This is a genomic window from uncultured Thalassolituus sp. (assembly GCF_950066645.1).
Classification (GTDB): Bacteria; Pseudomonadota; Gammaproteobacteria; order Pseudomonadales; family Oceanobacteraceae; genus Thalassolituus.
In genome coordinates, this window is sequence record NZ_CATMFB010000015.1 from 51,807 (window position 1) to 72,787 (window position 20,981).

Consider the following 20,981-nt stretch of genomic DNA (forward strand, 5'->3'; position numbering starts at 1 on the left):
GATGCGCTGACTCAGTGTTTACGCATGAAACAATCGGAACTGGATCTGAAACCCGTTCCTTAAACCGGAATACTGGCTCTGGCCTTCTTTTAAGCCAGAGTCTTCAGCCCACTGGCTGAGATCCGCTGGGTCAAAGCCCAGCCATAAGTCACCACAAGAATCCTTTGCCCAGCTCTGATCGTGGCGGCACAGGTCAGTGACCAGAAAAGTGCCACCGGGTGCCAGCAGGGCGGCAACCTCAGTAAAAATCGTTTTCGGTGACGGCACATGGTGCAGCACCATATTGGCGACGGCAAAACCGAAGCCTTCATCGTTCTTGCGCGATTCAAGCAACGCGCGGGTATCTCCCTGAACCAGAGAAACGTTGTTCAGGCTGTTCTCGTGGCAGAAAGTTTCTGCTTTCGCTAACAGATCCGGTGAAATATCCAGCCCCGTCACTGCGGCAAAACGTTCGCTCAGGGTCTGCAGGAATGCACCCTCGCCGGGACCAATTTCCAAAGCGTAGCCACTATTCCCATTGCTTCCCGGCAGGTAGCCCAGGGAGTCAAGAATGGTCGCCAGTGCATCGCCATACTGCTCATACGATGCAATCAGATCCTGCTGTTCGCGGAAATCATCCGCATGACGGGCAAAGAATCCGGCACAGGCTTCCGCGCGCTCTGCCAGTACGCCATCAACGGCGGCACTGTTATCGCTTTCATCAAGCGACGAATCAATCGCGCGGAACAGCTCCCGGAGCCAGACACTGAAGGTATCGTTGCCGGTGTTCAGCGGACGGCGATAAAAAATACTGTTGCCTTCGCGCTGATTACTGACCAGACCCGCTTGAGACAGCACCTTAAGGTGATGGCTCATACTCGACTGCTTAATATCAAAGATCTGACACAGCTCCAGAACCCCGAATGCACCCTGACCCAACAGCTTAAGCACACTCATGCGCAGTGGATCACCGGCGGCTTTTGCTGCCAGCGCCAGCTGAGACAGAGACACAACGGACGGATTCTGGGTAATCATTGGGCAAGTATAAGGTTGGATTTTATCTATATCAATTTTTTTCGATATAGTTTTGTGTTGGGTATGGAATTACATTCCGTAACCCGTTCACAAGCCGGGCGCAGAGGATTGGGTTCCTGATGACGGACTGGCATACTGAGGTCACTTATTTTCAGGGAACAGCCATGACGGACACCACAGCAACTCAGGACAAAGCGCGCGCAATATTGAAACAGTTGCAGAAGCGGCTGGGGACGGTCGTACAGACATCACCGGAGGTATTACGTCTGGTGACAATCAGTCTACTCTGTCGTGGGCATCTGCTCATTGAGGATGCTCCCGGAGTTGGGAAAACGACATTGGCAAGGGCACTGAGTCAGGCCCTCGCACTCAATATGAAAAGAATCCAGTGCACGCCGGATCTGATGCCTTCAGATATTACCGGGATCAGTGTGTATAACTCTGAAGAGCATAAGTTTCACTTTATGCCGGGCCCAGTGTTCGCCAATATCCTGCTGGCCGACGAAATCAATCGTGCGACTCCGCGCACGCAGTCAGCACTTCTCGAAGCGATGGCAGAAGGGACTGTTACCTGCGACCGGAAAACGTATCCCTTACCTGATCCTTTTATGGTTATTGCCACACAGAACCCGGTTGAATACAGCGGCACCTTTCCTCTGCCGGAAGCCCAGCTGGATCGCTTCTTTATGCGAATCAGTATGGGGTATCCGGATGCCCGCCAGGAAGTCGCTATGATGATGGCACAACTCAATGGCCACCCATTATCGGCACTGGAAGCCTTGTTATCAGAAGCGACCGTCAAAGTCCTGCAGAAACAGATTACAAAGGTACAGGTGTCCGAACCGGTTGCTACTTATATCAGCGAGCTGGTCCGTGCAACACGGGAGCGCGAAGGGGTTCGTCTGGGCGCCAGTCCCCGTGGATCACTTGCATTGATGCAGGCGGCACGGGCGGCAGCGTTCCTGCAGGGCAGCGAGTACGTCGACCCGGAGATGGTACGTAGCCTGCTTGAGCCTGTTCTCGGTCACCGGCTGGTTTTTCGCGACAACACGCTGAATTACCCAGAGAATCGCCGTAGTTTCTGGGATAGCCTGCTCGCGTCGGTGCCGGTGCCGGATTACCCGGGAGATCTGGAACCCGGATTTGACTGATGGCCACGCAGAACAGAGCAGCGCGGCTGCTGCTTCGACTGGTGGGGCGTTTTATCACGCCAGCAAGGTTCATTGCTGGCATGGCGGTGGTGTGCTTCCTGATCGCCTGGAACCGTGATATTGCTCTGCTTTACGGTCTGTCTTCGCTGCTGCTGGCGCTCTTGCTCGTCAGCTGGATTCTGCCAATCTGGGTGCTACGCAATATCCGGATTCATCGTCGCCAGACCGGTGTGGCAAGAGCGGGGGCGTCTCTGCAGGTGTCGTACCGTTTTATTTCTGAGAGCCCGCTGTATTTCCTGGCCGTAGCAGAGACGATTCCCGGGGCGGAGCGACAGGAGCACTTTATTCCCCGGACCGATCTGAGCGAGCCCGTGACCTTAAGTTATGAGGCGCCGCGCCGGGGTGTCTTTGTGCTCGGCCATTGTGAGGTGACGAGCAGCTGGCCGTTCGGATTTATTCGTCAGAAGCGGCGTGTGCCTGTGAATCCTGTGACGATAACCGTTGTCCCCCGGGTTTACCGCATTGCGCGCTTGCCTCAGCCCCATGCGGAGCATGCGGTGGCAGAAGGCGCCGACTCTTTTCTCAGTCGGGGTATGCATAGTGAGTTTGCTGGGGTGAGGCCGTATCGTACCGGTGACTCTCTGAAACATATTCATTGGGGGGCGTCAGCCCGTCGCCAGGAAATGGTCGTTCGCGAATATCACAGCTTTGATCGTCCCTCCTGGCTGATGGTTGTTGATGCCGGAACCGGCAGCAGTATCGGAGATAATGAAGACTCGACGCTCGAGTATGCGCTGCAGATTGCAGCATCTGTGATGGAATATGCCCGCAGTCACAATATCCGACTTCAGGTTTATGTGAATAACGCCACAACGATGAGGCTCACCGTAGAGCCCGGCACCCACGACATCATTGAACATCTGAAAGCGTTGGCGGCGGTGCAGGAGGATGGACGGCAAAGCTATCAGAGTGCAATTGTCAGTGCTCTGGCCGAGCAGGGTGACGTCCCCGTGCTGATGACGGTGCGGCGTGACAGTCAGGAAATCTCGCCGGGCCAGGCGGGTGGGCATCTGGATATTGTCTATAACGATGCCAGCTTTACGCAGCCCATGGGGCGTTACGCCGAAGGCTGGAGACAAGTAAATCCGGGGCATTTTATTCTGGATCTTCACCGTCTTTCTTCCCTCTCTCAGGTACTGGCGTCATGAAACTTAATCGTCCACAGACACTGGAGTGGTTCAGTCTTCAGCTCGCCATCGCTGTGGGTGGGGCGGTGGCTGCCATTATTAATCCCTGGCTAGGGTTGCTTCTGGGAGGCGCCAGCCTGCCTCTGAACTTTTTCCTCCTGCAGCAGGGCTGGCGTCACCGGGATACCCCCGAAACAACCAAGCCATTAGCGGATGCCGTTGCTGTTGCTGGTCTGTTGATGTTTTTCCTGCTGTATTTTCAGAACGGTCTGGTCGTGGCATTGATGGCGTTGCTCTACGGGGCGATGCTGGCCATGGCGGTACAACTCAACAATCACCGTAAATTCTTTCTCGCACAGACAGTCAGTTTTGTTTTTGTGCTTGCGGGTGCTGCAGAAGCAAAAACCGGTGGGTACCTTCTGGTGCTTGCGGCCTATTGCATCGTCGCTGCCTTCGCGTTGACCGAACTCTGGCTCGATCGTGGGGATGATAAAGAGCTTGCAGGTCCGCCGTTGCAGCAGCGCTCCGTGATTGCACTGGTGACTATGGTCCTGGCGGCGGGGATCTATCTTCTGATGCCGCGCCTGACCGCACTGAACATAGGTGGTCACAGCGCATCCGCGGGTGATTTTTATCATAATGAATCCTGGCTTACCGACGCCGATGGCGACTTACCGGATGACCGTAAGGGTGGTTATGACGATCTCAAACAGATCACAGACCTGTCTGGCTATGGCACCGAAACACAGGAAAGTTATCGCTACACGGGCTTCAACGAAACCTTCCATATTTCCTCACCACAGCGGTCGGGCACTCTGCCGATGGATACCGTTATTGCCCGGATGAAAGCGCCCCGGGGGGCGTATCTTAAAGTCCGGAGTTTCGACACATTTGACGGACTCAGCTGGCAGACTTCTGACGAAAATATTGAGCGGAAATTCTCTGCCGACCGTAAGGGAGAGGTGACGGTTAACGAGACCCTGGCCGGAAACTTTCTCCACACCATCAGTATTGAAGAAACCATCCCCGCCTGGCTGCCGTTGGCGGGTGAGCCTGTCACTTTATGGGTTCCATCGAGCGTGATCGCGCTGGATCAGTTTGATCAACCCCTGCTGCCTGGTGTTCTGCTGGAGGGAACAACATACACCGCAGACTCCCTGCTCGAGCTCAGAGATCAGCGTCCTGTCGCCCGGGGGCCTGCTCCGCGAAAAGCAGACCTGCAGTTGCCAACAGGGTTTGATCCCGCGATCCGCAGGCTTGCTCAACAGGTTGCCCGTGGTGACAGTGTTTATGAGCGCGCTGTCGCACTGGAACATCACCTGAGAACCTCGTATCGCTACAGCTTTGAATCCGCTCTGGTCTCTCAGGACCGTACGCCACTTTCTGAATTTCTGTTTGAAACTCACGAAGGACATTGCGAATACTTCGCCAGCGCAATGACTGTGATGCTGAGGTCAGTGGGCGTGCCTGCCCGCCTGGTGACGGGGTTCAGTGCAACAGTCAGAAACCCATTAACAGGGTATTTTGATATACGGGCAATCGACGGGCACGCCTGGACGGAGGCCTGGATTGACGGCCGTTGGGTAACGTTTGAACCAACGGCCTATTATGCTTTACCCCGGCCACAGGAAAGCCGTATCACGGCTGAACAGATCCGCGAGTATGCCGAAAGTATCCAGCATAGGACGATGGCCTCCGGTGATGGAGACTATTCAGTGTCTGCCATACTGAGCCATCTCTGGATGGTGGTGTATAGCAGCGTCATACTTGCCCTTTCGTGGGTAAAGTGGGTGATCGTAACGCTCTGGTGGTTATGGGGTGTTTTCGCTGTCGCAGCAGTCATCGGGTTGTCTACCCGTCGCAAATGGTGGCCCTGGTGGCTTGCCTGGAGAAGCCAGCAGCGGATTGCCGGGTGCCCGGTAGCCAGTGCTGAAGATACTCTGCATTTCTGCTTTTATCACCTGCAGCGGATGGCCCGGGTCAGGGCATCTGTCCGGGAGCGGGGAGAATCCTTCGCGCAATGGCTCGTGCGGATAGAAGGTCAGGTGACCATCAGTGAATCCATGAAAGCACTTGCCGCGCAATCCGAACAGGTGTTTTACCATGGAGAGGCCGTCGCGCCCGCGGATATCCGCAGGTTAGCCGCCGAAGCTGCCTCAGACCTATGGCTGAGTCTGCGCCAGAGCGGCTGACCGTTCGCTCAAAATCGCGTAGACTCCGCCCACATTTAATCTGTTCCAAGATCCGGTTGCTGAAGAGGGAATGAAAATGACAGATGCTCACAGTCTGACTCTGTACACCATCAATATGTCGCACTATAGCGAAAAAATACGGTGGCTTCTGGATTACGAAAACATTCCCTATCAGGAAGAGGCACTGACGCCTGCCGTTCATACGCTTCCTATGCTGCTCAAGGGAAAGCGTCAGCAGACAACGGTGCCTCTGGTGCAGCGTGGCAGTGAGTGTGTGCAGGACAGCCCGAGGATTGTTAACTGGTTGTCAATGGAATACGGCCCGCTGAAAACAATGCCAGCCGCCCTGCAGGAAGAAATTGTCGCTGTTCAGCGTCGCTTCGACGCAATAGGTAAGCCGGTTGCGCGCTACCTCTATCTGCCTGGCTTTGCTCATGATGAATTGATCAAGACGATCTGGACTCAATTCTCAACGCCGTGGGAAAGTGCGGTTGTCCGCCTGTTTTATCCGGTTATTAAACCTGTCTTCAAGATTAAACTGAAAATTAATCCGAAAGATGTGGCGAAAGCAGAACAGAAAATTGATGCGGAAATCCGCTGGCTTGAAGAAGAGCTGAAAAAAGGCCGCTATCTGGTAGGTGATCGCCTGACGGTTGCTGATATTACTGCAGCATCACTTCTTGCACCTCTGGCTTGCCCCGTAGAACACCCAATTTATGGCACGAAGGAATTTCGCGAGAAGATGGCCGGTCCGGCGCAGAAGTGGGCAGATAGCCCGGCGCTGGAATGGGTGCGGAATCTCTATCGCGATCACCGGGGAAAAATCTGGGCAAGGACTCCCCGGAGTGGAAATTAGAGTAGCGACGGATCAGAGATAACTGAGAAGTTTGATGTTCGATTTCCTTTTGATGCGAGCGAAGCTTTTGGTTGGCCAATAAAGAGCAATTGCCAGTATTGCTGCAATCAGCCAGATCCAACCTATATGATTGACACCAAATAATTCACCATGGTTTGGCTCCATAAATAAATGCAGAGTACTGTTTATCAGAAGCAGTGCATACAGGTGAAGAAGATAGAAAAACATAGGCGCAGCCCCGAAGCCAGTCAGAACTGCAATCAGCCTCTGACGTTTACTTATTAGATCTGATTCGGCTAGCCTCAGCACAAGAAACATCCCACCGAGGGTTATCAGCAGGAACGCCAGAGAAGGCGGGTACTTGGTCAGGTTGAACAGGTCCATTAAGTTCAATAGCAGGCTGCCTTGTAGTTGCCAGGCACTTGGCTCTCCATAGATGTTCAGCCCGCGTAGTACGGCAAACAATACCAGGCTGAAAAGACCTAAGCGTAAGAACGCCGTTTTTCTCTCTTTACTGGTGACTGTGCTGCAAAACAGCGGACCTGTGCAGAACCCGAGCAGAATGACACCAATCCAGGGCAGTACCGGATAGCTGACTTTCAGGTTGATCACATCGGAGGTAATCAGAAAGCCGCGATCATGGAGGATAGTCCATATAGGATAGAGGCTGTCGTCGGTTGCAAAGCCTATTGGCGTCAGCAGATTATGTCCGAAGACAATCACTAATCCCAACGTCAGAAGAAGAGTGAATGGTAGTCGATGCAGTAACCCAAGAACGATCATGCATAGTCCAATGGCCCAGATAACCTGCAACCAGATCGTGTGGTAGGTTCCCATCCAGGAAAATGTGACTAACGTAAGTTCCAGCAGAATTAAAAACAGGCCTCGCTTAATCAGAAACCCTGAGAGGTTTCGTCCGGTACTGGCGTATAGCCATGCAGATACGCCGGTCAGGAAGACGAACGCCGGCGCACAGAAGTGCGCGGCAAAGCGGCTGAAAAAGAGTCCAGCGCTGGTGGTATCAATATCCATAGGATCGCTGACCTGCATGTGGAGAAAAAAACGCTCCCTTACATGGTCAACTAACATGATCAGCATGACGAGGCCACGCATCAGGTCGATACTGTTAATTCGTTGGCTTAGCTTTTCAGTCATCATTGTGTTTAAAAATCATAAGTAACAGATGCGCGATAGGTGCGCGGGGCACCTGGCTGTGTCCACAGTGCAGAGTAGCTATTATCTACCCAAAAGGTATCCGTGAGGTTAGTTACTGATGCTGAGACGCTCAGGTCTGACACGACCTCGATACTGGCATTGAGGTCGATCAACCAGTGTTCAGGTAATACATATTCCGGATCGACAGTGTCGCCTGAACGCTCACCCACATAATTTACAGTGACGCCTGCGCTACCCGGTAATCGGCCGAAGTTAAGGTATTGACGCAGCATCAGGTTGGCACTGTGTTCAGGAATATTCACCAGGCGGCTGCCCGCAGGAATTTCGACACCCCAGTCCGGATTGACAGCACTGTTGCTGGTGCGACTGTCGAGCCAAGTGTAGCTGAACCTTAAAAAAGTTGCCGGTGTCAGCTGGCCGCTGGTTTCGAACTCAATGCCGTCGCTTTCAGCTTCACCCAATTGCGTTGAGAAACCCGCGTTTACCGGATCGGCGGTAAGAATATTTGATTTAACGGATTCAAAATAGGCGACGGATGTCAGCCAGCTCGCACGGGAATGACGCAGGCCAATCTCATTCGACCGGCTACGTTCGGGGTCAAAACCATTACCTTCTGCATCGCTGCCGGTTAATGGCAGAAATCCGCGCGAGTGACTGACGTAGGCCGTGAATTCGTTGTTCATGTCATACGTGATACCAATGCGTGGGCTGGTGACGTTGCCGCTGTCGGATTGAGGAGTGCCGTACACGCGTTCGTGCAGAGACTGCCAGTAGTGATCAAAGCGTGCTCCCAGTAATAAGCGGAAGTCATCCGTGATATGCATCAGATCCTGTAAATAAAAACCGTAGCCATGTTGTAACTCGTGATTTTCATTTAGCGGACTTGTTTCAGGTTGCTCCTGTCCGTACACAGGATCATAAATATCAATTGTGTAGGTACCGTTGCCACCCCGGTAGCGCTCAAGATTCTGATCAAGGCGGTAACGGTAGCCGTCGGCGCCGAAGAGCAGATTATGTTCAATACTGGCAGTGTTCACTGTGCCACTCAGTTCACCACGGAAAGAGTGATCAGCGGTCTGATAGTCGCGAAGACGGCGCTGACGGGTCAGAGTTTCTCCGTCGTCGTAAAGGGACTGACGCGAGGGTGACAGCTCGGTATCAGAGGAATAACCATCGAGCCATGAGCGACGGTTGCTATAGCCCAGAGACATGCGCCATTCGTCGCTTAGTCGTTGATCGAGACTGAGTTGATGACCGATGGCCATCACTTCGGTGGCGCCATCGTTGGGTTCACCCAGGTAGCGTGAGCGGGGAACAGTATCGAAGTTATTATCAAGCACGACAATGCCGCGGTCGAACAGTTGCTCGTGATTCAGGTACTCGCCTTCATAGAGGACTTTTGTATCGTCACTGGGTGTAAATAACAGAGAGGGATTAAGTACTTTGCGGCGTTGAAAAACTTCATCACGAAAACTGTCGCTGTCCTGCAACGCGCCAGTCACCCGAAATGCCAGTGCATCATTAATGCTGCGCGTGTAATCCCCCTCCATACGCTTGTGGTTATATGAACCGCCTTCCAGAGTGATGCTGCCTGCCGGGAGGAACTGGGGCTTTTTAGTGATAATGTTTATCGTGCCACCGGGCTCTCCCCGACCGTATAATGCCGACCCCGGCCCTTTCTGAATCTCGATGTAATCAATGGCCGAGATATCACGACGCCCACTGAAACCTCGGCCACCACTGAAGCCATTAATCAGATAACCAGACGGCATATTTTCATTGCCGGGGAAGCCTCGCACCGCAAAACTATCCCAAAGACCACCAAGGCTATTCTGCGGAGCTACCGACGGAGAAAGCGATAAAGCAGAATGCAGATCATTGATTGGGCCTTCCAGTAACGTGCTGTCTAACACGTCCGTTGATTGCGGAATCTCTTCAGGCGCGACGTTCCCCCGATAAGCCTGTTGATATTCGACTGTGACTGTTTCCAGTGTGGTTTCTGAACTGTTAGCGATGCCGGTTGAAACCAGCAATGAGATCACAAGTAAACGCTTTGGGGCTTTTGGTACTGGGGATAATGGACTCACGCGATGTGGCTCTGTTGGTTAATGATATGTTATAAGATAACATTTAATGTGGGAAGATCATAGTTGTTAAGAAAGACAGCGCTTTATTATGCTATGCCGACCTCGACTCAGTCTTTAGATACCGATGCGCCTCTTTATCGCCGAAAAACCCAGCCTTGCCCGCGCGATTGCTGAAGTACTCCCGCGCCCTCATACGAAAGAAGACGGATGCATTCGTGCCGCCAGTGGCGACGTCGTCAGCTGGTGTATAGGGCACCTGTTAGAGCAGGCGGAACCCGAGGCTTATGATGCTGCTTTCAGGCAGTGGCGCCTTGAACACCTGCCCATCATTCCGCAGGAGTGGCAGCTCGTTCCTAAGTCTAAAACCCGCAAGCAGCTGACTGTGCTGCGTAAATTAATCAAAGAAGCGGACGAGCTGGTACATGCAGGAGATCCGGATCGCGAAGGCCAGCTTCTGGTCGATGAGGTGATTGCCTATCTGAAAACCCCGAAGACAAAGCGTCGCAGCGCAAAACGCCTCCTGATCAGTGATCTTAATCCGGAAGCTGTGTCGCGGTCGCTCGGTAACCTGCGGAATAACAGTGAGTTTATACCTCTGTCTGTGTCAGCGCTGGCCCGCAGCCGGGCTGACTGGCTATATGGTATTAACCTGACGCGTGCATGGACGATCAAAGGGCAGCAGGCTGGTAACCGGGGTGTTCTGTCGGTTGGGCGGGTACAGACCCCGGTACTGGGATTGGTGGTCCGTCGGGACCAGGAAATCCACGACTTCGTCAGCAAACCGTTTTATAACGTCCGCGCTGCTATTCATCTGACGGCTCAACATCCCCTGGACTTTTACGCCCACTGGCAGCCGAGTGAAGCCTGTCGGCCACACCAGGATGATGAAGGTAGGGTGCTGAACCCTAAACTTGCTGAGAATGTAGTGGAACGAATACGTAATCAACCGGCTCAGGTGAGTAAATTTGAGAAAAAGCCAGGCAAGCAGGCTGCACCGCTTCCCTACAATCTTTCATCCCTTCAGATTGACGCGGCTAAGGCATATGGAATGGCGGCTAAATCCGTTCTGGATACCTGCCAGAGCCTTTATGAAAAGCATCAGTTAATCACCTATCCACGCTCAGACTGCAGGTATTTACCGGTAGCGCATCACAAGGAAATGTCGGATATCTCTGAGGCAATTAAATCGGCGATTTCTGATGCCGGTAAAATGTTAGAGCATACCGATAAATCGAGAAAATCTGCAGCGTTCAACGACAAGAAAGTCGGAGCGCACCATGCAATTATTCCAACATCCAGAAAGCTTCGCGGTAATTTAAATGAAGCAGAAAAGAAAATTTACCGGCTGATTTCCCGGCAATATTTAATGCAATTCTGTGAGGCGTATCGATACTCTGATACGCGCATTGACCTGGAAATCGCTGGTGGTCTTTTCAGTGCGCGCGAGCGTATAACAGTAACTGAGGGCTGGAAGGCATTGATGCCTGCACGCGAAAAGAGCTCACCACCATTACCTGATCTGGTTGAGGGGCAGACATTATGGAGCGGAGAACCTCAGCTTGATGAGAAACACACCGAGCCACCAAAGCACTATACCGATGCGACCTTGCTTGCTGCCATGACCGGTATTGCCCGATATGTTAAAGATCCGGAGTTACGTAAGGTGCTGAAAGATACTGATGGCCTCGGAACCGAAGCAACGCGGGCAGGTATTGTGGAACTTCTTTTCAAACGTCGTTTTCTACAGCGCGTTGGTAAGCAGATACAGGCGACGGATACTGGCCGGCAGTTAATAGCAGTACTTCCGGACGAGTCCACTCAACCCGATATGACGGCGCAATGGGAACAGGCGCTGGAGCAGATGTCGGAAGCTCAGATCAGTTATGAGGCCTTTATGGCGCAGTTGAATGCGCGTTTGCACCAGCTGATATCTGGCGTTCATGCGTCAGCGATGCCCGCTTTGGTTAGTTCGGAGCCAGGGAAGAATAAATCATCGGGCAAGCGCTTCAGGAAGAAGAAGCGGATGAGCAGTTAACAGGATCACAGCATCATTGACGGTGCTACCGGACAGCGATGTATTTTAGCTAACCACTGTAAGTCGTAGGCTATTTTCTGACCGAAACTCTTCTTTGACCGTCGTGATTTATGACTGTATGTCGGCATGTTTCGTGAGAAACTACGTAAAATCTTAGTACAAAGGATGTTGTTGTGTCATACATGCGTATCGCTCCCATGGTTGTAAGTACTCTGTTAGTTGCATGTGGAGGGGAAAGCGGAAGTTCATCCGTTCCCACCCTGGATTTCACCTTCAGTGAGGGGGTTCGTGGCGCCGAAACCGCGCCAGAGATATCCTCTTCTGCCTTTATGGATTCTATGAGCCTGGTACTGAATACCCGGTACACAGGCTCATTACCTTCTGCAAGCATACTGAATGCAGAATATGCTTCAGAATCCGCAGGTGATGTTATGTTCTTACTGGCGTCATCAGATTATTTTCAGGCTATTGATCTTAAAGTTAATACTGAGTCGCTGACTCTGACTGGCAACTCCCCCTATGGGACGGAAATCTTATTCAGTGAGGCAGCACTGGATGAAATATTCACGATCAGCATTCAGTCTTATGATCCGGAAGATAGTGAATTTTCATTGTTAATTACCCAGCCAAACCGGGAGTCGGCAGGTCTCGGAGCTAATGAATATCTTGTAAAACTGGAAGGCCTTCTGGTAGTGATGTGTGATGGAACTATCATCGGTTCCGGGCCAGAGGCTAGCCAGTTGATTGTTAACTGGACGGAAGGTTACGTTCTGACAGAAGAGCAAAGGAAAATTAATTTCTCTGAGGTTGAGGACATGTTGTTCGCAGCAGAGACTAAGGTAGACCGGGGAGATTACGATGAGGGAATTTCTGTCGTTCTGGATGTAGATCCTGTCACCGGTAGTGTCAGTGGAAGTGTCACCAGCACTATGGATTTCGACAATGCTGGAGTAGACCAGTGTGTTGCTTATAATAGTGTGGAAGGGCAGGTGGTGCTTTAACACCGGAGAAGCCTGCGCTGGTTACTGTAAATGATGAATTCTTAATTCATATCCAATAAAAAACCCCGGATATCCGGGGTTTTTGCTTTAGCGAACAGCAGGTTGTTTCTGCTCTGATGCTTTTACTTACAAAGCGTCAGCCATTCAGCGTTGAACGGGTTCTTACCTGTCACTGTATCAAAATACATAGTCTGCAGTTTTTCAGTGACTGGGCCGCGGCGACCTTCACCAATTTTACGGCCATCCAGTGACTGGATTGGCAGTACTTCTGCTGCGGTACCGGTGAAGAAAGCTTCGTCAGCGACGTAGACTTCGTCACGGGTAATGCGTTTTTCACGTACTTCATAACCCAGAGACTGAGCCATTTCGATGATGGTCTTACGGGTAATACCATCCAGGCATGAGGTCAGTTCCGGTGTGTAGATAATACCATCACGAACCAGGAAGAAGTTCTCGCCCGAGCCTTCAGCCACATAACCTTCGTTATCCAGAAGCAGGGCTTCTTCACAACCGCTGTCGATCGCTTCACGCAGAGCCAGCATTGAGTTGATGTAGTTGCCGTTCGCCTTCGCTTTACACATGGTGATGTTCACGTGGTGGCGGGTGTAGCTTGAGGTGCGGATTTTAATGCCCTGAGTTTTGGCTTCTTCACCCATGTAAGCCGGCCATTCCCAGGCGGCAACCATGACGTGCACTTTCAGGTTGTCGGCACGCAGGCCCATCCCTTCAGAGCCAAAAAAGGCCATCGGACGGATGTAAGCGCTGTTGAGGCCATTTTCACGCACGGCAGCACGTTGTGCTTCGTTCAGTTCTTCTTTGCTGAAGGGCAGCTGCATATTCAGGATGTGGGCGGAGCGGAACAGGCGGTCGGTATGTTCCCGCAGACGGAAGATAGCCGCGCCCTGATCTGTTTCATAAGCCCGCACACCTTCAAAGACGCCCATGCCGTAGTGCAGGGTATGAGTCAGTACATGTACTTTGGCTTCGCGCCAGTCAACCAACTCTCCGTCAAGCCAGATCAGACCATCGCGGTCGGACATGGAAGGTAGCATAAGGACCTCACTCTAAATGATGTAATTCAGTAAAATTGTTGGCCTGTCAGCTTTGCTGATCAGGCTCCAGCCAGAGTTTCCACAGTCGGGTCACATCGTTACGCCGTGCATGAAAACCTGATTGCGACAGTTGGTCGCCATCAAGGAGCAGGGATTGTTGCTGCAATGCACGCCGGTGAGTTTCGGCTCGGTAGGACAGGTAGGTTTCCTGCAGGGTCTGACAGTCTTGTGGAGCCATCAGACCGGCCATTGCGAAGGCATCCAGTATCCTCATGTTGTCGGTGTATTCCGACAGTGCGGGATGCTGGTGTGACCAGGCCAGTACGCCATATTGAACCAGAAACTCGATATCAACAATACCCCCTTCATCCTGTTTCAGGTGGAATTGCTGGCCGCTTGTATCTTTGGAGCCGAGATTATCCCTCATTTTTTGCCGCATGGCTCGCACTTCTTCACGCAGAGCCGGCTCTTCACGCCGGAGGCCGAGGATGTCGTGGCGGATACGGTCAAAGGCGTCCGCAAGCGCGCGGTCGCCATTGAGCACCCGGGCACGTACCAGTGCCTGATGCTCCCAGGTCCAGGCATGTTTCTGCTGATACTCCTGGAAGGCTTTCAGTGAGGCGACAATCATCCCTGAATTGCCTGAAGGACGCAGTCGCAGATCCACTTCATAGAGATCACCTGAGCGTGTCTGTGTGCTCAGAATGTGAACCATCCTCTGACCCATCCGGGTATAGAACACGCCATTATCAAGCGAGCGCTCTCCCGTTGTTGCTTTGCCGCTGCTGCCGTTGTGGATAAACACCAGATCGAGATCGGAGCTGTAACTCAGTTCCAGCCCCCCAACCTTACCGTAACCGATCACTACAAACTCGGGTTCGCCAACGGCGTCGCCCTCTGCATTGGTCGGAAATCCATATTTGGCCACCATCTGGTCGAACGCCAGACGGGTGACGGTTTCCAGCGTCGTCTCCGCAAGCCAGGTGAGATAATCACTGATGTTCATGAGAGTCAGTCTGCCCATGACTTCGCACGCTGCTGCTCTCAGTTTATGAGCGCGGACATATTGCCGCAGCTGTTCCATCTGCTGCTCGAGGTCTTCCGGATCGATTCTCAGCAGGCGCAGATAAAGTTCTTCCGCAAGCTCCTGACGGCTCGGTAACCGGTACAGATTTTCCGGGGTGAGCAGTTCATCCAGCAGCAGTGGCGTCTGGGCAATATAAGCAGCCACCCAGCTGGACGCCGAGCACAGTTTTACCAGCTGTTGCAGTGCCTGAGGGTTTTCAGACAGCAAGACCAGGTACGCGGTGCGCCGCAAAACGGCTTCCAGTAATGGAATAATCCGTTGAAGTGTCTCGGTAGTATTTTTCTGCGACCAGACTTCCCTGAGCAACAGGGGCATTAATATTTCAAGGCGTTCGCGGCCGATCTGCTGCATATTGGTGACGGCGCGGGACTCCCGGAAACTGTCGATCAGATGGCGCACACTTTCCTGGGCGGCACAGGGGTGTTCTGTCAGAAACTCTTCGGCACTTTTTCCGCTCAGTTCGCCGTGCCAGAGATCCAGCCAGGTGTGGTCGATATCGTCGGCATCATCATCACTCTGGTGAGCGACAATATGTGCGAAATGCTCTTTGACAATCGCGCGGTGCTTCTCCAGCTGGCTCAGATAATCCGTCCAGTCTCTGCACTGCATTGATAAGGCAACTCTTGCCTGGTCGAGCGTCGATTCAGGCAATTGCTGCGTCTGCTCATCGCGTATGCCCTGGATTGCATGTTCACTGTCCCGCAGAAAGAAATAGGCTGCTTTGAGTTCAGCACTTGCCTGAGGCGGCAGATAGCCGTCGCCCGCGAGAATATCAAGCACAGCAACCAACGAGCGTTTACGCAGATGTTTTTCCTGCCCGCCCCGGATCAGTTGAAACGCCTGGACGATAAATTCGATTTCCCGGATACCACCGGGGCCAAGCTTAACGTTATTATCCAGCCCCCGGCGACGGACCTCTGCATTAATCATGGCTTTCATAGAGCGCAATGATTCGAAAGCGCTGTAATCGATATATACCCGGTATGTAAAAGGTCGCAGTATGTTCAGTAGTGACTGAGCCGCCTGATCCTTTTCTCCCGTCATAATACGGGCCTTTACCATGGCATAGCGTTCCCAGTCACGCCCCTGGCTCTCGTAGTAGTCTTCGAGTGAGGCGTGATTCATAACAAGAGGGCCACTCTGGCCATAGGGGCGCAGACGCATGTCCGTGCGGAATACAAATCCGTCCGGGGTCTGTTTATCCAGCGCAGTAATCAGCTTCTGTCCAAGTTTTACAAAAAACTCCTGATTACTGATGACCTTGGGGCCCTCGGTCTCACCGCTTTCCGGATAGCAGAATATCAGGTCAATATCCGAGCTGAGGTTCAGTTCATAGGCCCCCAGCTTGCCCATGCCGATGACCTGGAGTGTCTGTGGCTCCCGGGTGGTCTTTCCTAGCGGTTTGCCATGGCGTTGTTCCAGCACAGGCTGGAGAAAGCGGATACTTTGACAGACGCAGACATCGGCAAGGTCAGACAGTGCGCGGGTAGTCTGTAGGGTGTCAGCGATTTTCAGAGCGTCCCGCCAGATAATGTGGACCATCGCCCGCCGGCGTAATTGCCGCAGTGCGCGCTGCCAGTCTTCTTCAGATTCTGCGGCTGCTGAAAAATCAGATAGCCATTCAATGAAATCTTCCCGGGTCACCTGCTGGTCTATGCGGCCGTCGATAATGACACTGGTGAACCATTCATAGTCCCGGGGAAGAGCGTCGGCGACGAAGTCACTGAGTATAAGAACGCGGCGGAGGGCTTCTTGCGAGGCGTCGGATAATTGTGTGGTAAATGCATCCCACTGCAGACCAAGACGTTCGGCATGATCCTGTATCTGCGGGCTGTGCGATACCCAATAGTCTTCGAGTACGGCAGGGATAGGGGGGAAATGCATAGCGGCTGGCTTCTCTGGCGGTGACCCCTTTATTCTAGGGTACCCGCCAGCAAAGCCAAAGTGACGTCAGAGAGAACTCAGTTATCTTTTTTCTGTTGCCGGTAGAGAATCACAGAGGCGATCAGAACCGCCAGACTGACGACGGCGATAAAGAGAGTTGCCAGTGCGTTAATCTGAGGGCTGACTCCAAGGCGGACACTTGAGTACACCACCATTGGCAGGGTTGTGGAACCCGGGCCGGAGACGAAGCTGGCAATGACCAGATCATCCATCGAGAGAGTGAACGCGAGTAGCCAGCCAGCGGCCAGCGCCGGAGCAATCATTGGCAGAGTAATCGTAAAGAATACACGCAGCGGTCGCGCCCCCAGATCCAGTGCGGCCTCTTCGAGCGAACGGTCCATATGAGCAAGGCGGCTCTGAACGATCACGGTGACATAGGCCATTGAGAAGGTTGCATGCGCGATCAGAATGGTTGTCTGTCCCCGTCCGGCAGGCCAGCCCGTCAGGTCTTCCATAGCAACAAAAAGAAGCAGCAGAGAGAGGCCGATAATAATTTCAGGCATGACTAACGGTGCTGTCACCATAATGCCAAGACTGGCGTGTCCCCGGGATTTCCGGAAACGGACTAACGCGAGTGCCGCCAGTGTGCCGAGAACAATTGCCAGGGTCGCATTCATAGCTGCTATTTTCAGGCTGAGTAATGCGGCATCGATCAATGGGCCATTCTGCAGTAATTCGCCGTACCATTTAGTGCTGAAGCCACCCCAGACCGTCACCAGGCGACTTTCATTAAACGAATAAATAATCAGACTGAAAATTGGCAGATAGAGAAACGCATAGCCTGCAAGCAACAGACAGATTAATACGGGGTAGCGCATAAACATCGCTCGCATTACTTCTCCTCCTCTGCAGTACGCTGCTCAAAATGGCGCATAAACACAAAAGGAATAATCAGCAGCATCAGCAAAACCGCAGCGAGTGAGGAAGCGACAGGCCAGTCTTTATTATTGAAAAACTCTGTCCACATCAGCTTACCGACCATAAGAGTATCCGGGCCTCCCAGCAGATCGGGGATGACAAATTCACCCATAACCGGAATAAATACCAACATAGACCCTGCAACCATACCGGGCACAGACTGAGGCAGTGTCACCGTCATAAACTGGCGCAGAGGGCGTGCGCCGAGATCTGCGGCCGCTTCGAGCAGGGTGTTATCAAGTCTGACCAGCGTGGCATACAGGGGGAGCACAAGAAAGGGCAGGTAGCTGTAAACCACACCTATATACACGGCGACGGGTGTGTGCAGAATCTGCAGGGGTTGATCGATCAGACCAATGCTCATCAATAGCTGGTTCAGCAGGCCGTTGTCTTTCAGTATCCCGATCCAGGCGTACACACGCAGCAGAAATGATGTCCAGAAAGGAAGAATGATCAGCATCAGCAGAGGCATACGCCAGTGGCTTGGGGCCAGCGCGATGGCATAGGCCATCGGATAGCCGATCAGCAGACACAACAGGGTGGAGATGCCTGCGATGGTCGCTGAACCGAGCAGCGCTGAGACATACAGATCATCTTCCAGCAACAGCAGATAGTTACCGAAATTAAGAGTAATGGTCAGCAGACCATCTTCAAACTCGCGTATCCAGTCCTGATAAGGAGGCATCGCCAGTTGCGGCTCTGACACACTGATTTTCAGAATAAAAATAAAAGGCATGACGAAAAACAACGCCAGCCAGAGCCAGGGAATGGCGACAATCAGTTTCTGCGGATTCGCAGTCGCAAAACTCAGTTTCATTGACTGAGCACTCCGCAGCTGTGCGAACTCCAGGTCAGCGTTATTTCCTGGCCCCAGGTTAATGGCAGCTCTGCGAGCGCCTGGATATTTGACTGTGTAAACTGCACACGCTTCCCGCTGGGAAGATCAATGTGATAAATCGAGACGTCCCCCAGGTAAGCAATTTCCTGAATCGTGCCGGTAATTTCGTTTGCCGGGTTGGTCCCTTTTTCTGTCAGTTTCAGCTTTTCAGGGCGAACGGCAACCGTAACTGGCATTCCCTGAGTCAGCGGCTGGCTGTGATGCACGATCAGCTCACTGCCGGTTTCTTCGCTGGCGATGGTGACCATGTCCTGCTCATGCGATACAACGTGACCCTCGAACATATTGACCGAGCCAATAAAATTCGCGGCGTAGCGGGTAGCCGGAAACTCATACATACGACGGGGTGAATCGACCTGCTCAATACGGCCGTCGTGCATCAGGGCAATACGGGATGACATGGTCATCGCCTCTTCCTGATCGTGCGTCACAATAATAAACGTAATACCGAGGCGTTCCTGCAGGTTGACCAGCTCAAACTGGGTACGTTCACGGAGCTTTTTATCCAGCGCACCGAGCGGCTCATCCAATAGCAGGATCTTCGGGTGTTTTGCCAGTGCCCTGGCCAGAGCGACTCGCTGACGTTGTCCACCGGACAACTGGTGTGGTTTGCGGGTGGCCAGCTTTTCTATCTGGACCAGCGCCATCATTTCTACAACACGCTCACGGCGTTGCTGGCGGTTGAGAGGTTCGTTTTTCAGGCCATAGGCAATGTTCTGAGCGACGGTCATGTGAGGGAACAGCGCGTAGCTCTGAAACATCATATTGATAGGGCGTTTGTACGGCGGAACATCCGTAACGTCCTGGCCGTCGATATAGATTCTTCCGGAAGAGGGCGTCTCGAACCCGGCCAGCATGCGTAACAGCGTGGTCTTACCGCAGCCAGAAGCACCCAGCAGGGAGAAAAATTCACCCCGGTGAATATCAATAGAAATATCGTCTACAGCGTACACCTCACCAAAATGCTTAGTGACCTTTTCAATGCGTACGACGGGTTCACCTTCAGGTGCTGACCACGATTGATTCGCCAGAGAACGCGGTTGATTCATGTCCGGGAGTTCCTCCAGTGCCCTGAGCAGGGAAATTCAACAGATAAAAAAGCCCCGTATCCAGCGTGTATGTCAGATACGGGGCGCTTGTGCGACAGGCGCGTTACCGTTATTTGCCGGTTTTTACCCGGGTCCAGGCACGGCTCATATTACGCATTTCTTTGTCTGCCGGACTTTTCAGTACCAGCAGTTTTTCCATAGTGGCGGCCGATGGATAGACCCCAGGATTATTGCGCACTTCTTCGTCTACCAGAGGCGTTGCCGCTGAATTCGCATTGGCATAGGCAACATAATTGGTGATAGGCGCAACCACTTCCGGACGCAGAATGTAGTTAATAAAGGCGTTCGCTGATTTCGCATTTTTAGCATCCGCAGGAATCACCATGACATCCGTCCATACCACCGCACCTTCTTTCGGCACTATGTACTGTACGGTAACGCCATTGTCAGCTTCTGCAGCGCGATCGCTTGCCTGAAGCATGTCGCCTGAGTAGCCGTGAGCCACGCAGATGTCGCCGTTGGCCAGATCATTGATGGTCTGGCTGCTGTGGAAATAACGGATATACGGACGTACCGCATTGATCGTGGCTGCGGCTTCATCAATCGCTTTTTTACTGAAATCGTCAGTGTTCTGGCCTTTGTAGGCGCGCGCAGCGACGAACACCTCGGTCGGGTCATCCATCAGAGCAACGCCACATGACTGAAGCTTTTTCACGGTTTCAGGGTCAAATACCAGTGCCCAGGTGTCCAGTTCAGCGTCAGCCCCCAGAACCTCTTTCACTTTTTCCACGTTGTAGGCAATGCCGGAGGTACCCCACATATAAGGCACCAGGAACTGGTTGCCCGGATCGATGTCTGTGAGTGACTTAAGAATGTTCTTATCAAGGTTGCCGTAATTACTCAGCGAATTTTTGTCGAGTGGCTGGTACAGTCCGGCACGGATACCACGGTCGGCAAATGGGCGGGCCGTCGGGAAGATAAGATCGTAGCCACTGCGACCAGCGAGCATTTTAGCTTCCAGAACTTCGTTTGAGTCGTACACGTCATAAGTCACATCGATACCGGTCTCTTTTTCGAAAGCGGTGATAGTGTCTTCGGCGATATAATCGGACCAGTTATAGATGTGCAGTTCTTCTGCGTTTACAACACTGGCAGCGGCCAGAACAGATGCTGCAATCAGGCCTTTGGAAAACAGGGTTTTGCTCATTGATATACTCCGTCAGGAGAGCTCTGTTTCAACGGGACACCCGTGACAGGTTCCCGCATGACGTGTACCGGCCGGTTGATGATTTTTCAGCCAATCCGGGCTCAGGAAATGCGGATGATCGCAATAT

At 52.7% G+C, this 20,981-nt stretch carries 15 protein-coding genes; 6 read left to right on the forward strand and 9 right to left on the reverse strand.

The features are described 5' to 3' along the window. Positions 1–18: 18 nt before the first annotated feature. Positions 19–990, reverse strand: coding sequence for a metalloregulator ArsR/SmtB family transcription factor (locus tag Q1L85_RS13690; RefSeq protein WP_300427411.1), 972 nt, complete (start codon positions 988–990; stop codon positions 19–21). Positions 991–1,133: 143 nt separating this feature from the next. Here Q1L85_RS13690 and Q1L85_RS13695 point away from each other — a divergent pair, with 143 nt between their 5' ends. The 4 genes from Q1L85_RS13695 to Q1L85_RS13710 all read left to right on the forward strand — a co-directional run bounded on the left by Q1L85_RS13695 (position 1,134) and on the right by Q1L85_RS13710 (position 6,400). Continuing rightward, the gene (locus Q1L85_RS13695) at positions 1,134–2,165 is read left to right on the forward strand and encodes a MoxR family ATPase (protein ID WP_300427410.1); all 1,032 of its coding nucleotides are present in this window, start codon (positions 1,134–1,136) and stop codon (positions 2,163–2,165) included. Next, positions 2,165–3,373: a DUF58 domain-containing protein gene (locus tag Q1L85_RS13700; RefSeq protein WP_300427409.1), complete on the forward strand. Its 1,209-nt coding sequence runs from the start codon at positions 2,165–2,167 to the stop codon at positions 3,371–3,373. The genes Q1L85_RS13695 and Q1L85_RS13700 overlap by 1 nt, the downstream gene beginning before the upstream one ends. Beyond that, positions 3,370–5,544 (forward strand): transglutaminase domain-containing protein, encoded by a 2,175-nt coding sequence (locus Q1L85_RS13705; protein ID WP_300427408.1) that lies wholly within the window; start codon positions 3,370–3,372, stop codon positions 5,542–5,544. The genes Q1L85_RS13700 and Q1L85_RS13705 overlap by 4 nt, the downstream gene beginning before the upstream one ends. 76 nt (positions 5,545–5,620) lie before the next feature. Then, complete coding sequence (locus tag Q1L85_RS13710) at positions 5,621–6,400, forward strand: glutathione S-transferase family protein (RefSeq protein ID WP_300427407.1); 780 nt, start codon at positions 5,621–5,623, stop codon at positions 6,398–6,400. A gap of 12 nt (positions 6,401–6,412) precedes the next feature. Here the strand turns inward: Q1L85_RS13710 and Q1L85_RS13715 are convergent, their stop codons facing one another. Together Q1L85_RS13715 and Q1L85_RS13720 are read right to left on the reverse strand one after the other, a co-directional pair. Next, positions 6,413–7,558, reverse strand: coding sequence for a DUF1624 domain-containing protein (locus Q1L85_RS13715; RefSeq protein WP_300433426.1), 1,146 nt, complete (start codon positions 7,556–7,558; stop codon positions 6,413–6,415). A gap of 5 nt (positions 7,559–7,563) precedes the next feature. Next, positions 7,564–9,618, reverse strand: a complete 2,055-nt coding sequence (locus Q1L85_RS13720; RefSeq protein WP_300427406.1) for a TonB-dependent receptor — start codon at positions 9,616–9,618, stop codon at positions 7,564–7,566. Positions 9,619–9,787: 169 nt separating this feature from the next. Here Q1L85_RS13720 and Q1L85_RS13725 point away from each other — a divergent pair, with 169 nt between their 5' ends. Beyond that, the gene (locus tag Q1L85_RS13725; RefSeq protein WP_300427405.1) at positions 9,788–11,698 is read left to right on the forward strand and encodes a DNA topoisomerase III; all 1,911 of its coding nucleotides are present in this window, start codon (positions 9,788–9,790) and stop codon (positions 11,696–11,698) included. A gap of 173 nt (positions 11,699–11,871) precedes the next feature. Next, complete coding sequence (locus Q1L85_RS13730) at positions 11,872–12,699, forward strand: hypothetical protein (protein ID WP_300427404.1); 828 nt, start codon at positions 11,872–11,874, stop codon at positions 12,697–12,699. 122 nt (positions 12,700–12,821) lie between these two features. On the opposite strand, the gene Q1L85_RS13735 is transcribed toward Q1L85_RS13730, so the two are convergent. The 6 genes from Q1L85_RS13735 to Q1L85_RS13760 all read right to left on the reverse strand — a co-directional run bounded on the left by Q1L85_RS13735 (position 12,822) and on the right by Q1L85_RS13760 (position 20,854). After that, positions 12,822–13,751, reverse strand: coding sequence for a branched-chain amino acid transaminase (locus tag Q1L85_RS13735; RefSeq protein WP_300433427.1), 930 nt, complete (start codon positions 13,749–13,751; stop codon positions 12,822–12,824). Positions 13,752–13,797: 46 nt separating this feature from the next. Further along, positions 13,798–16,722 (reverse strand): bifunctional [glutamate--ammonia ligase]-adenylyl-L-tyrosine phosphorylase/[glutamate--ammonia-ligase] adenylyltransferase, encoded by a 2,925-nt coding sequence (gene glnE, locus Q1L85_RS13740; protein ID WP_300428489.1) that lies wholly within the window; start codon positions 16,720–16,722, stop codon positions 13,798–13,800. A 77-nt stretch (positions 16,723–16,799) separates the two neighbouring features. After that, the gene (locus Q1L85_RS13745) at positions 16,800–17,606 is read right to left on the reverse strand and encodes an ABC transporter permease subunit (RefSeq protein ID WP_300428493.1); all 807 of its coding nucleotides are present in this window, start codon (positions 17,604–17,606) and stop codon (positions 16,800–16,802) included. Positions 17,607–17,614: 8 nt separating this feature from the next. After that, positions 17,615–18,517 carry an ABC transporter permease subunit gene (locus Q1L85_RS13750; protein ID WP_300428488.1) on the reverse strand — a complete coding sequence of 301 codons (903 nt, stop codon included), beginning with the start codon at positions 18,515–18,517 and terminating at the stop codon, positions 17,615–17,617. Further along, positions 18,514–19,647 carry an ABC transporter ATP-binding protein gene (locus Q1L85_RS13755; protein ID WP_300433428.1) on the reverse strand — a complete coding sequence of 378 codons (1,134 nt, stop codon included), beginning with the start codon at positions 19,645–19,647 and terminating at the stop codon, positions 18,514–18,516. The genes Q1L85_RS13750 and Q1L85_RS13755 overlap by 4 nt, the downstream gene beginning before the upstream one ends. Before the next feature lie 109 nt (positions 19,648–19,756). Beyond that, complete coding sequence (locus tag Q1L85_RS13760; RefSeq protein ID WP_300433429.1) at positions 19,757–20,854, reverse strand: polyamine ABC transporter substrate-binding protein; 1,098 nt, start codon at positions 20,852–20,854, stop codon at positions 19,757–19,759. Between the last annotated feature and the right edge of the window lie 127 nt (positions 20,855–20,981).